We start from the raw sequence: 16280 nt of genomic DNA, 5'->3' as shown, positions 1-16280 counted from the left end.
TTCTACAAAATATAGCCTAAATGAATATTGTTTGGCGCGTATTTATCCGCTTATCGTCCAGGAAACGCACTGGACCAAGCTTACGGCCTGCCTCAGGTGCCGGTCGTCACGGGGTAACCAGCGCCGTCAATGGCCGCCGCCAGCGGCGCCAATTCGGCAGCGCTGTCGATGCGGACCTTGCCGCTGGCAAGATCAATGTTCACCGTGGCGGCCGGGTCGACGGCGTGGACGGCGGCCGTCACGCGGCCAACACAGTGCTTGCAGGTCATGTCGGCAACAGTCAATTCATACATGGGAATCTCTCCTTTGGTTGGGGGCACGGGCGCCCCGGTGGTGGGGGTGGAATGGGGCGCCGCGCGCCAGCGGCGCAGCAGCAATGCGTTGGCCACGACGCTGACCGAACTGAGCGCCATCGCGGCGCCGGCCAGCACCGGATTGAGCAGGCCGAAGGCGGCCAGCGGCACGCCGATCAGGTTATAGACGAAGGCCCAGCCGAGGTTCTGGCGAATCTTGCGCCAGGTACGCTGCGAGACGTCGAGCGCGTCGGCCACCAGCATCGGATCGCCCCGCATCAGCGTGATGCCGGCGCTGTGCATCGCGACGTCGGTCCCGGTCGCCATCGCCATGCCGACATCGGCGGCGGCCAGCGCCGGTGCATCGTTGATGCCGTCACCGATCATGGCGACCGTGCGGCCAGCCTGGCGCAGCGCCGCGATGACGTCGGCCTTGTCGGCTGGCAGCACCTCGGCATGCACGCGCGTGATGCCGAGCGCGCGCGCCACGCCCTGCGCGGCCCCGGCGCTGTCGCCGGTGAGAAGCACGGGCGTGATGCCGCGCGCAACCAGTCGTGCGACGGCGTCCTGCGCGCCGGGCTTGAGACGGTCGCCGAACGCGAGCAGGCCAAGCACGGTGACGGCGTCGCCGCGCCGCTCGGCCAGCCAGGACACGGTGCGTCCGGCCGCTTCATGCGCTTCTGCCTTGCCGGCCGGTACGCCGAGTTCGTTCATCAGGCGCCGGTTGCCAAGCAGGATCGTCGCGCCGTCGACGCCGGCTTGCACGCCGCGGCCCGGCAGCGCGCGCCCGTCGGTCGCATCCGGCACGGGCAGCGCGCGCCGCGCCACTTCGTCCAGCACGGCGCGCGCGAGCGGATGGGCGCTGGTTTGCTGGACCGCAGCGGCCAGCGTGAGCAGGCGCGTTGGGTCTGGCCCTTCCAGCGCCAGCAACTGCGGGCGGCCTTCGGTCAGGGTGCCGGTCTTGTCGAACACGACGACATCGACGGCGTGCGCCGTTTCCAGTGCCTCGGCGTCCTTGATCAAAATGCCATGGCGCGCGGCCACGCCGGTACCGACCATGATCGCCGTCGGCGTGGCCAGGCCCAGCGCGCACGGACACGCAATCACCATCACGGCCACCGCGTTGAGCAGCGCGCCCTGCCAGTCACCCGTGCCCACGCCCCAGGCCAGCAGCGTGACGAGCGAAATGGCCAGCACTACCGGTACGAACACGGCGCTGACGCGGTCAACCAGGCGCTGGATCGGCGCCTTGGCCGCCTGCGCGTCTTCGACCATGCGGATGATCTGCGCAAGCGTCGTGGCGCTGCCGACGGCGCTGGCGCGCACCAGCAACAGGCCCTCCGCGTTCACGGCGCCGCCCACGACCGCGTCAAGCGGTCCCTTGGCCAGTGGCAGACTCTCGCCGGTCAGCAGCGACTCGTCGACGTGGCTCAGGCCCTCGAGCACGACGCCATCGGCCGGTACCCGCTCGCCGGGCTTGACCACCATGACGTCACCCACGCGCAAGGCCGCCAACGGCACGCGCACATCGGCGCCATCGCGGCGCACGAGGGCGTCGGCGGGCTGCAGGCGCTCCAGCGCGCCCAGTGCCTCGATCGTCTGGCGGCGGGCACGGCCTTCCAGCCATTTGCCGAGCAGCACCAGGGTGATGACGACGGCGGACGACTCGAAATACAGGTGGGGTACAGCATGCCCGCTCTGCGTCAGCAGCAGGTACAGCGACAGGCCGTAGGCGGCGCTGGTGCCGATCGCAACGAGCAAGTCCATATTGCCGGCGCGGGCGCGCAGCGCGCTCCAGCCAGCGCGGTAGAAACGCGCGCCGAGCCAGAATTGCACGGGCGTGGCCAGCAGCCACTGCATCCAGCCCGGCAGCATCGCGTCGATGCCAAACGGCGCCAGGAACATCGGCAACACCAGCGGGATGGACAAGAGCGCGCCGACGGCGACCGGCCACCAGGTGGCGGCGCCGGTCTTGACGGGCGCGGGCGGCGCATCAGCCGTCTCGATGCGGGCCGCGTAACCGGCCGCTTCGACGGCGGCCACCAGTGCTGCCGGTGGCGCAGCGCCGTCAATGCGGGCCTTTTCGGTGGCCAGGTTGACACTGGCGCCCGTGACGCCAGGGACGTGTGCCAGGGCTTTTTCGACGCGCGCCACGCAGGAGGCGCAGGTCATGCCATCGATCGCCAGTGTGACCGGCGGCTGTGCGGGAGAGGTAGTATTGGCATCCATCCGACAAGGATAAACCTTCCCACTACGGGAAGGTCAACACCCTCGTAAAGTCTGCCTGAGGTTAGCTGCCGAAGTTGAACAGCACGCCCACCGCGAGCTCGACCCACAGCGTGGCAAACACCAGCATCAGCACGCCGATGACGGCAACGCGCTGCCACAGGACCAGGCGCGCGACACGGCGGCCCGTGCGCAGACACGTCCAGCCAGCGCTGGCCAGCAACACTGCGGCCACCGTAAAATCGAAGCCGGTCCACTGAACACCATGCGCGAACTGCATCCCGGCCAGGGGAACGAGCAGGATCATCGCCGTTGCCAGCGCGACGCGCACGGCGTCGATGCCCATCGACGCGCGCAGTGCGCCGTCGTTCGGAGGGGCGTCCCCGCCGCCTGCCATTGTCATGAAATGCTCCGGTAAGTCGCCGGCCAATCGTGCCGGAGCCGCCAGTGTAGTCCTATTGCCGGCCCGATGACAGCCACGCTTGCAATCACGCATGCAAAAACGGGTTTTTCCTGAAACATTCTGTTACATTCGTAACGTGCCAGAGTTCATATACTGGCATACAGCTTCAATGGACCAGTCATCATGCGCGCCCTGCCGTCCGCTCTAATCCTGTCATGTGCACTTGCCTCGGGCACCGCGACGGCGCACGTGCCGCTGCTGGGCGCGCCGCCCGGCCTCGCCGTTACGACCGCGCAGTCGCCACTGATCGTGGCGCTGCGCGATGCCGAACGGCACCTTGCGGAGGCCGTCGCCACACGCGATGTCGATGCCCTGCGCGACCTGATCGCCACCGACTACTATCACGTCGAAACCAATGGCCGCGTGCGCACGCGCAGCGAATTCATGCAGGTACTGGCGCGCGACGACTACGAGTTTCGCTCGTACAGCAATGTGAGCATGGAAATCCAGTTGCTCGACAGCGGCCACACAGCCATCATCCGCGGCCGCATGCAGGCCGATCTGCAGCCAGCCGGCGGGCCGCGCGAGTTTCGCGGGCGCTATGTCCGCGTCTGGCAGCTGCAGACCGACGGCTGGCGCAACACGATGATGCAGAGTACCGAGATCCGGCCAGCACGTTGATCAGTGCCTTCGCGCTCACCCTGCGCGGCAGCCAATTGCAGATGCTGGTATTCTGGACAAGTCAGGGCGCACGCTGAACAGGTTTCAGCGGGTGCCCCGGGGTGTGCGTTGCCCATCCCACGTTGACCAGCACATGCACGACGCCGGGCCGTGACGAACATGGCCCTGGTGCCTCGCTTCATACCGGAACAGTGTTCCCAACCATCTGAACGGAGAATGATCATGCCATACGCATTGCCACCACTGCCTTACGCCTACGATGCCCTCGAGCCGCATTTCGATTCGCGCACGATGGAAATCCACCACACGAAGCACCATCAGGCCTACATCACCAACGTCAACAACGCGCTGAGCGAAGCTGGCGTCGCCGAGATGCCGGTCGAGCAGCTGATCGCCGACATCGGCAGCCTGCCGCAAGCCGTCCAGGGCGCCGTGCGCAACAATGGCGGCGGTCACGCCAACCATGCGCTGTTCTGGACCGTGCTGACGCCCGAAGGCGGCCAGCCAACCGGCAAGGTCGCACAGGCAATCGAAGACGACCTGGGCGGTTACGAGAAGTTCAAGGATGCCTTCACCAAGGCGGCGCAGACCCGCTTCGGTAGCGGCTGGGCCTGGCTGACCGTCGGCAAGGACGGCAAGCTGCTGGTCGAAAGCAGCGCCAACCAGGACAGCCCGCTGATGGGCCAGTTCGCCGGCATGTCGGGCGGCACGCCAATCCTCGGCCTGGACGTGTGGGAACACGCGTACTACCTGCAATACCAGAACAAGCGCCCTGACTACATCGCGGCCTTCTTCAACATCATCAACTGGGCGGAAGTCGAACGCCGCTACGAAGAAGCACTGGCAAAATAAGCCGGTGCCCGGGCCTGCCATGCAGGCCTTGCTTCACACGCGAGGCCGGCCATGACGCCGGCCTCGCGCCGTTTACGCCTGCATACACTTACATTAAGGGACACCAATGAAACTGCTGCTGGCTGGATCGAGCGGACTGGTTGGAAGCCACGTGCTGGAGATGGCGCTGGCCGACCCGAAGGTCACGTCGGTGGTGGCGCCCACGCGGCGTCCGCTGCCGGCGCACCCGAAACTGCAGGCGCCCGTCGTCGACTTCGACGCCTTGCCGCTGGACGCCGCCTGGTGGCAGGCCGACGCTGTCATCTGCACGCTGGGCACGACGATGCGCAGCGCCGGTTCGCAAGCTGCGTTCCGGCGCGTGGACCACGATTATCCGCTGGCCGTGGCCAGACTGGCGCGCCAGCACGGCACACCGTGTCATGTGCTGAACTCGGCCATCGGCGCCGATCCCGGCGCACGTTTTTTCTACAACCGCGTCAAGGGCGAACTCGAACGCGATCTGGCCGGGCTGGGATTCGCGTCGCTGACCCATGTGCGGCCGGGCCTGATTGGCGGAGAGCGCCGGGAACAGCGCCCGGGCGAACGCGTGTCCGGCATCATACTGGGACTGCTCGGGCCGGTGCTGCCGCGCCGCTGGCGCATCAACCCTGCCCCGCGCATTGCGCACGCCCTGATCGACGCCGCACTGCAGGCGCGCCCGGGCATGCACATCGTCAGCTCGGAGCAGCTGGCCTGAGCAGCCTACAACTTCACGTTCAGTGAAATATACGCGGCGCGGCCATTGCCCGATGAGAACATCGGCTGCGCCTGGCTTGCCGGCCAGAAGAAATTGTCGTACCACGCGTACTCGTAATTGCGGTCGGCGATGTTCTTGACCTGGACATCGATGCTGGTGCGTGGCGAGATCGCGTAGCGCACATTGGCGTCGAACAGCACGAAGCCGCCGAACTTGCCTTGCTCGTTCGGATTGTCGATGTAGTAGCTGCCCTGCGAACGGCCCTGCAGGCCGAAGCGCCAGCTGTCCGAATGCTTGTAGTCCAGGCTGACATTGGTGATGTGGCGCGGCGTCGAGAACACTTCCTTGCCGGCCAGCGAGACGCCATTCGCGCCCGTGGCCTTGAGCACTTCCGCCTTTTGCAGCGAGTGCGACAGCGACAGTTCGAGCTTGTCGGTGACCTTGCCCGACAGCTGGAAGTCGAGACCTTCACGGCGCGTCTCGCCCAGCCCGACCGTAGTGCCGGTGGCCGGCATATTCGCCACTTCGCCGGTGGCATCCTGGCGCCAGATCGCCAGGCGCAGGTCGCTGCGCGTGGTGGGCTTGAGCTTGACGCCGACTTCCTTGCCGGTATTGACCGACGCGTCGAAAGGCGTCTGGCCCGGCACCAGGTAGGCCGGCCCCACGGAACCCGTCAGGATCTGGAACGTGCGGCCCCAGTTGCCATACACGCTGACGTCCGTCGCCGGACTCCAGACCATGCTGAACTTGGGCTGCTTGATCCAGCCGTAATCCTGCAATCCCGCGCTCGTGCCACCCGCCAGCGGCTGGTTGCCCGTGAAGCGGTCAACGCGGTAGCCCGGCACGAGCTGGATGGTGTCCGTTGCCTTGATCACCGCCTGCACATAGGCACCGACATTGTTGAACTTGTAGCGGTCATCGTTCTGGATGCGGGCCGGCGTCGTGAAGTCCGTCGGGATGGCGAAGTTGTAGCGCAGGCGGCGGTAGCCGTTGTCCTGGCGCTCGGTATTCACACCGCCGTCGACCGTGACGCGCTCGTTCGCCCGCCATGTCAGGGTGCTCATGAAACCGAGCTGCTCTTCATCCCATAGACGGCGCTGGCGCGGTGCATTACCTTCGGGATTGCTGGTAAAGGTGACGCGGCGGTCGTCCTTGTATTCGTTGTAGTACAGCTTGTTGCTGAGGAACGCGTTCGGCGTGATGTGCCAGTCCAGGTGCGCGCTGGCATGGTGCATGTCGCGGTCGGTCTTGTCATTGGCGTTCTTGCGCGGTGACTGGCGGCGGTCGGCGTCCAGTTCCGCCGCAGTCAGGAAGCCCGGCTCGCCCGACGCGTGCTGGTAGGTGCGCACGACCAGGCCGGCCGTGACCGCCTTGTCGTCCGAGGTGACGAACCACTTGCCGCCGACCGTGTATTTGTTGGAGTCGCCGTTCGCGCGGTAGCTGTCAGTCAGCTGCCTGGCCACGAAATAGTTTTGTGCAAAGCCATCGGCTTCGCGGCCATATGCGGCCTGCACTTCGCGCGTGTTGAAGCTGCCGTAGGTGAACCGGCTGTCGAAATAATTGCCGCCCTGGCGCGTGCCGATATTCAGGTTGCCACCGATATTGTGCAGGCCATAGCGCGGGTCGTTCGTGCCGCGCACCACCTCGATATAGTCGACTTCGAGCGGAAAGATCATGTCGATGAAGCGCTGGTTGCCGCTGTTGACATTGCTCGGGATGCCGTCGATCAGCACCTTGATGCCATTGATATAGCCTTCGCCATTGAATGCGCGAAAACTCGCCTTGCCCGATTCGGCGCCCATCCGCGTTTCGGTCAGCTGCACACCAGGCAATTGGCCAACGAGCTCCCAGCTATTGGTCACGTTCTTGTCTTCGATCTTGTCCGCGCCCAGCACATCGACCGATGTCAGGACGCGGCTCGAACGCAGGGCGCCGGCATCGCGCTGGGCGCTGACGCGCACCTCGCCCATGACGATCGCGGGATCGGCGGCGTGGGCGAACGTGGAACCGAGGGTTGCCAGAGCAAGTGCATGGGCAACAGGAAGGAGCTTGAATGTCATCAGAAAGACCTTGTCATGGACAGCGCAAGCGGCAATGCTTGCTGAGTCAATAATGATAAACCATTATCAGTAGGGATGGCAATATGCCGGATGGTGCCGGGTATGTCCTGTTCTCAAACTCAGTTCGACTTCCCGAAGTCCGAAAACGCACGCGCCGTGCAGTACCACAAAGTAAAAGGCGAAAAAAACCGCAGTGCGGATGATGCCAGGCTTGGCGTCATCCGGACTGCGGCAGTTGCTCTAGAGGCAGATCAGCGGTTCGGCACCACGCGCCACACCGTATTGGCCAGGTCGTCCGCAATGATCAGCGCGCCGCGCGGATCGACCGTGACACCGACCGGACGGCCACGCGTCTTGCCATTGGCATCCCGGAAGCCGGTGGCGAAGTCGATTGCCGCGCCGGCTGGACGACCGTTGGCGAACGGCACGAAGATCACCTTGTAGCCCACCGGATTGTCGCGGTTCCAGCTGCCGTGTTCGCCGACAAACGCGCCATTAGCAAATTTTGCGCCCATCGTCGGCAGCGAGAAGTGCAGACCCAGCGCCGCGACGTGCGAGCCAAGGCCATAGTCCGGCTTGATCGCAGCCGCCACCTTTTTCGGGTTCGGCGGCATCACGCGCGGGTCGACGTTCTGGCCCCAGTAGCTGTACGGCCAGCCATAGAAGCCGCCCTCTTTCACCGACGTCAGGTAATCCGGCACCAGATCCGGGCCCAGCTCGTCGCGCTCGTTCACGACTGACCACAGCTGGCCCGTTTCCGGGTTCATCGCCAGCGCCGTCGGGTTGCGCAGGCCCGTGGCGTACGGCTTGTGGGCGCCCGTCGTCACGTCGATCTGCCACACCATCGCACGGTCGACTTCGGCTTCCATGCCGCGCTCGGTGATGTTGCTGTTCGAACCGATACCGACGTAGACATAGCGGCCATCAGGGCTGATGGTCATGGCTTTCGTCCAGTGGTGGTTGATCTCGGCGGGCAGCTGCGTGAGCGTGACCGGCGCCGCGGCAGCCTTGGTCTGACCCGGCTGGTAATCAAAGGTGACGACCGCATCCTGGTTCGCCACGTACAGCTTGTTGTTGGCAAAGGCCAGGCCGTATGGGGCATTCAGGTTCTCGGCGAACACGGTCTTGAGCTCGTACTGGCCATCACCGTCCGCATCGCGCAGCAACGTCAGGCGATTGCCGCCCTTGACCTTGGTGTTGCCCTGCGCCTTGATGTAGCCGGCAATGACGTCTTTCGGTTTGAGCTTGGCCGCGCTGCCGCCACGCCCTTCCGCCACCAGGATGTCGCCGTTCGGCAGCACCAGCATCTGGCGCGGGATCTTCAGGTCGGTCGCGATGGCCGTGATGCTGTAACCCTCCGGCACGGTCGGCTTTTGATCGCCCCATGCGGTTGGCTCGGCAATCTTCATGCTCGGGAACAGGCCGCGCTCGGGCGCCGGCAGTTTCGGATCCGGGCCGCTGGCCAGGTTGGTATTGGCTTCGTTACTGCAGGCGCTGGCCAGCAGGGTCATGCTGAACAGGGCAAGTGCGCTCGAGCGATTCATTTCAGTCCTCCCGAACGTGGGTTAAGGCCTACGACAGCGGTAATGCAAATCAGGATAAACACGATGACCGACAGCAACAGGCCGGTCGGCATGAGCGCCCAGGCATCCTTGGCATGCTGGAAAGCATTGACCAGGCCGATCACGAAGGTCAGCAGCAGCAGCACGAAGTAGTTCAATGGACGACCGGCCATTGGCCTGGCGCGCAGCAGATTGACCAGCGCGAACACGAGCGCCAGTCCGGCGAACAGCAAGGCGCCGGCGTTCAGCCACGAAGCAAAATTGCTCCACTGGATCTGGTAGGTGTTGTAATAGGTGTAATCGCTGAGCAATGCGCCGAGGAACAGCGACACGCTGCCTGCGAGCAGGATCGTGTGGAGCACGCCTGGCGCGCGGACATAGCCTGCGCTGGCCGTGGTGACAGTAGACATGGGGTTGACCTTATTGGTAATTTTGATAACGCAGACTATAGCGGCTATGCCAACTGACTGTCGCCTCGTTGAGCACGCCGCACATTGCGCGTCGTCTTCCGACCAATAATCCCGTTCACATAGCGATGGCGAAGACGATGTTCGCCCGTAGCACCGGGCTTCAATAAAGCGCTCAATGAAGCCTTCAATGAGGCCGTTGCGCCGCCAGTGCAATCCGGTACACGGCGCATGCGCCATCGGGCGCCGGCCGGTGGTCGATCGCGACCGTCAGCAAGGGGCGGCGGGAAGCGCCCGAGCCAGCCAGGGTCTCGGGCTGCATCTGCGCCTCCCCGGCAGCGCAGACATAGCGCAGGGGGCGCGCCACCGGCCAGTCGGTGCAGGCTTCCAGCCGGGCGTTGCGCGTGAATACCTGGAACACCAGCGGCAGCACGACACCACGCTGTGCTGCCGCCGATGCCTGCGCGGCATCGCACCACAGTTCGGCGCCATTGGGCGTATGGCGCAGCAGCAAGCCTTTGCGCAGCAGCAGCGCCGTCGTCTCGAGGCTGGGGATGAAGCGCAGGTCGATGGCCCTGCCCACCAGATGCGGGTGGCTGATCACGATGGCCAGCATGGGCCGGTACCTGGCCATCGCCTCAAAGCGTTCGCAGGAAAAGGCAACGGGGCAGGTGTTCCTGCAACGCTGCCATGCAGCGCGCGGCCATCTGCTCCTGGTCGCCGATGGCGTTGTCGCTGTCCAGGTCGCTGTCACGGGCACGGTCGAACTGCGCATACCACAGCACTGCCCCGCCTGCCCCCTGCCGCAGGATCAGGGAAACCCGCAGCAGCAGGGCGTCCTGGCGCACGGCGCCCTCGAGCAGGTAGAGGGCGCGGGGCCGGTCGGCCGGCGGCGACGCGCGGTCGGCGCTTGCCAGACTGAGCGAGTGGAGTTCACGGTACAGCCGGAATCCCAGTTCGTCGTTCAGGCCTGCAGTAAAGTGCGCGGCCTGCGCGTCGCCGCACAGGCAGATGAGTGGGCTGAACAGCACCAGCGGCGCAGCGACGCGGCTTGCGGGGCCTGCCGGCTGGCTGTCGGCGAGTGCGATGCGGGCGTGGTAACGGCCTTGCGGCACCGTGATGCGCAAGGGATCGGCGGCGCCCTCATCCGCATAATACGCCGTCAGGCGCAGGCGCAGGCGTCCGGCCTGAACCCGGACGATGGGATCGTCTGCGGGGAGATACGATGCCGGATCGCGGCCGAACACGGCAACGCCGATCTCGTGTTCCGGCGGCGAGGCAGCCGTCTCGTCGCACAGCAGCACGCGCTCGACCAGATAGTTGAGCAGCGCCGTGCAGCGGCGCGCCTTGGCAAATCGCTTGCTCGTCACCACACGCTGCAAGGCCTCGCGGACGACGTCATCGGAGCATGGCCGTGGCGCATTGGCGACGGCCGGTGTTCCGGTGATGAGTGACAATGCGGGGGGTTTCATCGTGCTCTCCTGTAGCGCGCGTCGTACGCACTGTGCCGAGTCATCCTATGGCAACCCCGGCGTCGGCGCCTTCCGGTTACCTTCCCGCGCCTGCACATATTGCAAGTCACTGATTCAAATGAGCAAAGTGGCTGCTGTCCCCTGCCCGCTCCCGCGCCTGCGGCCAGCGGCGCAGCGCGGCGCCCACCCAGATAATCACCGTCAGTGCAACTGAAAGATTGTCAGGTTTACAAAACCATCTTTCCCGTGAGATATTTACAGCCTACAAAGTCGGCGGGCCCTGTCCCGCCTGCCCCGGCCGACCGGGATGCGCTTGACCCACCCCCAGGGAGTGATCTTGAACTACGCATCACCACCGGAATTACGTGCGCTGCGCGAGGGCGACCCGCTGGTCGACAATGGCCGCTTCCTGCTTGGCGACTGGACGATCGACGTGGCCGCGCACCGGATCGCGCGCGGCGACGACGTGATCGCGCTGGAGCCGCGGCCGATGGCCGTGCTGGCTGAACTGTGCCGTCGTAGCGGCGAGGTCGTGACTGCCGATACCCTGCTCGATGCCTGCTGGCCCGCCCAGGTGCAGGGCGACAACCAGGTGCACAAGGTGATAGCCGGCCTGCGCCGGGCGCTGCAGGACGCAGCCGCCAGTCCCCGCTATATCGAGACAATCCGCAAGCAGGGCTACCGGATGATCGCCCCGATCCGCGTATTGTCCGATGGCGGCCCGCGCAGCCTGAGCGGCGCCTGGCGCGGCGCGTCGCCGTTTCGGGGACTCGAACCCTTCGGCACCGAACATGCGGCCGTGTATTTCGGCCGTGATGACGCCGTCAAGCAATTGCATCGGCGTCTTGGTGAGCAGCAGGCGCGGGGCCATGCGCTGGTAGTGCTGCTGGGTCCGAGCGGCTCCGGCAAGACTTCGCTGGTACGGGCCGGCCTCATTCCCGCCATGCTGGCCGCGCCCGCGCCGGGCGATGCGCGCGTGCGGGCTTGCACCGCGACGGTGCTGGACCTGGGTGCACTCGACGAGACCGGCCCGTGGCAGGCGCTGGCCGGCGCCCTGCTCGATTGGGAGATCGACGATGTCGCGCTGTTCTCGGGCCACAGCATCACCTCGCTGGCGGCGCTGCTGCGCGCCGAACCGGACGACGTGCTGCGGCTGCTGCGGATCGGTTTGCAGGCGCGGCGCGCCGGCAACCAGGACCTGCCGCTGCTGGTACTGGACCGCCTCGAGGGCCTGTTCGTCCCGGCCATGACCGCGGGCCTGCAGGAGTTTCTGGACTGTATCGGGCGGCTGGTACGCAGCAGCCTGGTGCTGGTGCTGGCCGTGTGCCGCAACGATGTCTATCCCAGCCTGTCGTCCCACCGCCTGTTCATGCACGACAAGGAATTTGGTGCGCACATGGACCTGGCCCCGCCCGATGCCCAGGCCATCATGCAGATGATCCGCCTGCCCGCCCGCGCGGCCAACCTGACCTATGGCAGCGATGCAAGCAGCCTGAACCGGCTTGACGACCGCCTGTGCGCCGATGCCATGCAGGCCGGCGACGCCTTGCCGCTGCTGCAATACACGCTGCAGGCCCTGTACCTGGCGCGCGCGCCGGGCGACGAGCTGACCTGGGCCGCCTACGATGCGCTGGGCGGACTGGAAGGCGCCATCGGCAGCCGGGCCGAGGCGATCCTGGCGGCCTTGCCAGTCGCCCAGCAGGCGGCGCTGACGCGCCTGCTGCCGCGCCTGGTGACCCTGTCGGCCGACGACGCCTCGCCCAGCAGCCGCTCGGTCACCGGCGCCAGCCTGGCCGACGTGCATGAGCGGGCACTGGTCGATGCGCTGATCGAGGCGCGCCTGCTGGTGGCCGACCGCCTCGGCGGCGGAGAAATCGGCTTTCGCGTCGCGCACGAAGCCTTGCTGCGCCGGTGGCCACGGGTCACTGCCTGGATTGCCCAGCACCGGGCAACGCTGACCGCCCGCGCCGAGCTGGGTCCGTGGGTGCGCCGCTGGCTGGACAGTGGCCGCGCCAGGGCATGCCTGTTGCCGCGGGTGCCGTTGCTGTGGCAATCACGGGATGCGGTGCGCGCTGCGCCGCAACTGTTCGGACGCGACGAGCATGACTTCGTGACGCGCTCCCAGGCGCGTCTCACGGCGCTGGCGCGCTGGCGCGTGGCCGCGCTGGCCGGCGCACTGGCGCTGGCGTTGAGCGCTGGCCTGGCCGCCGTGCACAACGCGCGGCTGGCCGAGACCGTAACCGCACGCGAGCACCAGAGCCGGCGCCTGGCCACCTTCATGCTGGGCGAGCTTGCCGACCAGCTGCGGCCAATCGGCAAGCTCGATCTGCTGGGCAGCATCGGAGAACAAGGCTTGCAGGTACTCAACCCGCAGGATGTCCGGGACGAGCTGCCGGCCGACACCTTGCAGCGCGCCAAAGCGCTGGTGGTGATCGGTGAAGTCAACAGCAGCCGCGGGACGCACCAGCTCGCGATGGCCGGCACGGCGCTGGCGCGCGCCTACGCCCTGCTTGCGGCCATGGGACCGGCGCCGGGCATCGATCCTGGCGAGTACTACAAGACGCTGGGCGCCAGCGCGTTCTGGCTGGGCCAGATCGCCTATGACGCCGGCCGCCTGGATGACGCCACGGTGCAGATGGCGCGCTATCGCGCGGCCAGCCAGGCCTGGCTGGCCGCCGCGCCAGCGCATCCCCAGGCACGGGCCGAGCTCGGATTTGCGCTTGGCAGCCTGAGTTCGATTGCGATGCGGCGCGGCCGCTGGGATGACGCGCAGCGCGGCTTCGAGGCATCGCTCGCGCTCAAGCTGGCGGTGCTGGCCGACCATCCGGAAGATATCGACGCGCAGGATGCGGTTGCCAGCGCGCGCGCCTGGCTGGGCCAGCTCGCGCATCTGAAAGGTGACAGCCGGCGCGCGCTGGCGTTGTACGACACCGCACGCGGCGTGCAGGGGCAACTGCAACAGGCACGCCCGGGCGAAGCGGTGCGGCTGCGCGATCTGGGCGTCATCGAGAGCCGGCGCGCCGAAGCCTTGCAGGCGCTGGGCCGGCCCCTGGATGCCATCGCGGCCAGGCAGGCGGCCGCACGCTGGATGCGCCAGGCGCTGGTCGATGGCGCCAGCAACGCCTTCTGGCAGGCCGAGAGCCTGCTGGCCGACAGCGCCCTGCTGCTGGCGCAGTCGGATGCCGGCATGCCCACCACCGCCGGGCTGGCCGCGCTGCAGCGCCGCCTGGCGGGTCACGACCAGGCCGGCCAGGCCATGCGCGAGTGGCGCCAGAGCGTCGTGCAGGCGCGCCTCGTGCGCGCCGGGCAAGCGCTGCAGGCACGCGACCCGGCCGAAGCGCGCGCCGAGGCCAGCGCCGCGGCGCAGGACATCCGCGGCCTGATGGCGCAGTACCCGTATCTGTGGCAGGGCCGGGAGCTGCAGGCACGGGCCGCCATGCTGCTGTTGCAGGCCGAGGCAGGCGCGGCGACTGCGTCCTATCCGGCCGCGCAGTGCAAGGCGGCGCGCAGCGCCTTGCAGCCGGCCGTCGACACGGGCCAGGCGGGCTTCGTGCGCGAAGCCTGGCTGGTGGCACGGGCATGTGCAGGAGAAGGCGCCGTCACCGGCGCCGATGTGCAAACGCTGACGCAAGGCGGCTACCGACCGCAATCGCCGGCATTTCTTAACGCAGTTTCAACCAGGATCGCACCATGACAACAGCAGCGCCGTTCTCCATTGCCGCATCCGTGCCAGGCAGTGCCCCCATCTTCTTCGTGGTGCCCGTCATTCCCGACGACGGCAGCGTGGAAAACGTGTTCTATTACGCGCAGGCTGGCAGCGACCAATATTGGGAAAAGATCTCGCCCAAGGACCTCGACGCCAGGCGTGGCGGGGGCGATGCGAATGGCGTCATGCTGTTCCAGCCTGACATCGAAGCCATCCTTCAGCACACGCACCTGACGGGCGACCGGCTCGACCGCAGCGTCACCCTGTACGCCGGCGTGGCGCGCACGCTGTCGGTCACGGTCGATCCGCTGCCGAGCGCCTGCCTGTTTGACGCCAACCGGTTCATGGTCATTCCGGTGGTTCCCCACACCACGCGCGGCGTGATTCTCGTGTTCAGCAAGCAGTCGACCGGCAAATCGCCCGCGCCCGTGTTCGAACTGATTGCCACCACGGATCCCGAAATCAAGAACGGCGTGGGCAAATAGACCGCCAGGACTACCCGGACTCACCAAGGGCGCGCGCTGCGGCGCCCCGCCAGTAGAATTGCGCACGGCTGCGCCAGATGATCAGCAGGGTTGCGCACAGCGTTGCCGTGGCGGCCCAGGCAAACGATCCTGCGCCGAAGTGGCCCAGCAACATGCCGCCCACCACGCTGCCGGCGAAGATCGCAAGATTCCACACCGTCGTCATCATCGACTGCGCCACATCCTGGCCAGGGCCGGATGCATTCGACAGCGACGTCACGAACAAGGTCGCCGCCCCGCCGAATGCCAGTCCCCAGATGGCAATCGCCACGTACACCACCGCTGGCGCGCCGGGCCACAGCGCCAGCATGACGCACGCCAGCAAGAACAGACCCGTGCTGGCCATGACCAGCTGGCGCAGCCAGCGGTCGACCAGCATCCCCACCAGCAGCAGGCTCAGTAACGCGGCGCCGCCGAACAGCGCAAGCAGGAAATCCACGCGCGGCGCCAGCCCGGCCAGCGTCACGAGCGGCGCGATATACGTGTACAACAGGTTGTGCGTGACGACGTACAGCAACAGCACCGCCAGCACGGTGTGCACGCCGGGCAGCGCGAACACTTGCGCCACACTCTGACGTTGTTGGCCGGGAATGGCGCGCAGCGCCGGCAGCCGCAGCACGATCCACAGCATCAGCAGCGCCGCCAGCGCACTGAGCGCGCCGAACGCGATGCGCCAGCCAACCAGGTTGCCGACATAGGTGCCAAGCGGGATGCCGACTGTCAGCGCCAGCGGCGTGCCCGCCATCGCAATGGCGATCGCCCTGCCCTTGTGCTGTGGCGCGACCATGCGCGCAGCGTAGCCGACCAGCATGGCCCAGGCCAGGCCCGCGGCCACGCCGCCCAGGAAACGGGCGACAAAGATCAGCGCCAGGCTCGTGGACAGCGCAGTGATCGTGTTGGCAATCACGAAGCCGGCCAGCGACGTGAGCAGCAAGGTGCGGCGGCCAACGCCTTGCGTGGCGGCCGCCAGCGGGATCGCGGCCAATACCGAACCCAGCGCGTAGATGCTGATCAGCTGGCCCATCACGGATTGCGAACTGTTCAGGCTGGCAGCAAGCTGCGGCAGCAGCCCGGCGGGCAGGACTTCGGTGAGGATGACGACAAAGCTGACCATCGTCAGCGCCAGCAGAGAGGTCAGTGGCAGCTTCGGGACGGCGGGTTGCTCACGGAGTTGGTCGGGGTGCGTTAAGGTATCTGGTGTCATGGGTAATGCAATGGCGAACGCCGCAGCAGCGACGCATGATTGACACACGAACAGCGGGGGTCAGGTCTGACATTCGGACACGATCTCGACAGTCGGCAGTCGTAACTAGCTAGAATCGGGCCATCCTGATACTGGACAAATTACCATTGGAAGT

Annotated in this window: 13 protein-coding genes; 5 read left to right on the top strand and 8 right to left on the bottom strand. The window is 66.5% G+C overall.

Features of this window, described 5'->3' with window-relative positions; genetic code table 11:
* Positions 1-92: 92 nt before the first annotated feature.
* Together AC56LV_RS03330 and AC56LV_RS03325 are read right to left on the bottom strand one after the other, a co-directional pair.
* Entirely contained in the window at positions 93-2522 is a 2430-nt protein-coding gene (locus AC56LV_RS03330; RefSeq protein ID WP_499556007.1) for a heavy metal translocating P-type ATPase, read from the bottom strand.
* 61 nt (positions 2523-2583) lie between these two features.
* Positions 2584-2922: a hypothetical protein gene (locus tag AC56LV_RS03325; protein ID WP_499556005.1), complete on the bottom strand. Its 339-nt coding sequence runs from the start codon at positions 2920-2922 to the stop codon at positions 2584-2586.
* 183 nt (positions 2923-3105) lie between these two features.
* Here AC56LV_RS03325 and AC56LV_RS03320 point away from each other — a divergent pair, with 183 nt between their 5' ends.
* From AC56LV_RS03320 to AC56LV_RS03310, 3 genes are all read left to right on the top strand, one after another.
* Positions 3106-3603, top strand: a complete 498-nt coding sequence (locus AC56LV_RS03320) for a nuclear transport factor 2 family protein (protein WP_499556003.1) — start codon at positions 3106-3108, stop codon at positions 3601-3603.
* Between the two features lie 222 nt (positions 3604-3825).
* The gene (locus tag AC56LV_RS03315) at positions 3826-4455 is read left to right on the top strand and encodes a superoxide dismutase (protein ID WP_499556001.1); all 630 of its coding nucleotides are present in this window, start codon (positions 3826-3828) and stop codon (positions 4453-4455) included.
* 106 nt (positions 4456-4561) lie between these two features.
* Positions 4562-5191, top strand: a complete 630-nt coding sequence (locus AC56LV_RS03310) for an NAD(P)H-binding protein (protein ID WP_499555999.1) — start codon at positions 4562-4564, stop codon at positions 5189-5191.
* 5 nt (positions 5192-5196) lie between these two features.
* Here the strand turns inward: AC56LV_RS03310 and AC56LV_RS03305 are convergent, their stop codons facing one another.
* From AC56LV_RS03305 to AC56LV_RS03285, 5 genes are all read right to left on the bottom strand, one after another.
* Positions 5197-7251 (bottom strand): TonB-dependent receptor, encoded by a 2055-nt coding sequence (locus AC56LV_RS03305; protein ID WP_499555997.1) that lies wholly within the window; start codon positions 7249-7251, stop codon positions 5197-5199.
* A 251-nt stretch (positions 7252-7502) separates the two neighbouring features.
* Positions 7503-8762, bottom strand: coding sequence for a PQQ-dependent sugar dehydrogenase (locus tag AC56LV_RS03300; protein ID WP_499556773.1), 1260 nt, complete (start codon positions 8760-8762; stop codon positions 7503-7505).
* A gap of 29 nt (positions 8763-8791) precedes the next feature.
* Entirely contained in the window at positions 8792-9223 is a 432-nt protein-coding gene (locus AC56LV_RS03295) for a DUF2231 domain-containing protein (RefSeq protein WP_499555995.1), read from the bottom strand.
* A 184-nt stretch (positions 9224-9407) separates the two neighbouring features.
* Positions 9408-9836 (bottom strand): hypothetical protein, encoded by a 429-nt coding sequence (locus AC56LV_RS03290; RefSeq protein WP_499555993.1) that lies wholly within the window; start codon positions 9834-9836, stop codon positions 9408-9410.
* 22 nt (positions 9837-9858) lie between these two features.
* Entirely contained in the window at positions 9859-10692 is an 834-nt protein-coding gene (locus AC56LV_RS03285; RefSeq protein ID WP_499555991.1) for a hypothetical protein, read from the bottom strand.
* A gap of 337 nt (positions 10693-11029) precedes the next feature.
* On the opposite strand from AC56LV_RS03285, the gene AC56LV_RS03280 reads away from it, so the two are divergent.
* Positions 11030-14386: an nSTAND1 domain-containing NTPase gene (locus AC56LV_RS03280; protein WP_499555989.1), complete on the top strand. Its 3357-nt coding sequence runs from the start codon at positions 11030-11032 to the stop codon at positions 14384-14386.
* Entirely contained in the window at positions 14383-14883 is a 501-nt protein-coding gene (locus AC56LV_RS03275; RefSeq protein ID WP_499555987.1) for a hypothetical protein, read from the top strand. The genes AC56LV_RS03280 and AC56LV_RS03275 overlap by 4 nt, the downstream gene beginning before the upstream one ends.
* A gap of 10 nt (positions 14884-14893) precedes the next feature.
* Here AC56LV_RS03275 and AC56LV_RS03270 read toward each other — a convergent pair whose 3' ends face one another.
* Positions 14894-16126, bottom strand: coding sequence for an MFS transporter (locus AC56LV_RS03270; RefSeq protein ID WP_499555985.1), 1233 nt, complete (start codon positions 16124-16126; stop codon positions 14894-14896).
* Between the last annotated feature and the right edge of the window lie 154 nt (positions 16127-16280).

Source organism: Telluria sp. RB2R28, assembly GCF_059685835.1.
This window is presented reverse-complemented; position numbering and strand designations above follow the sequence as displayed.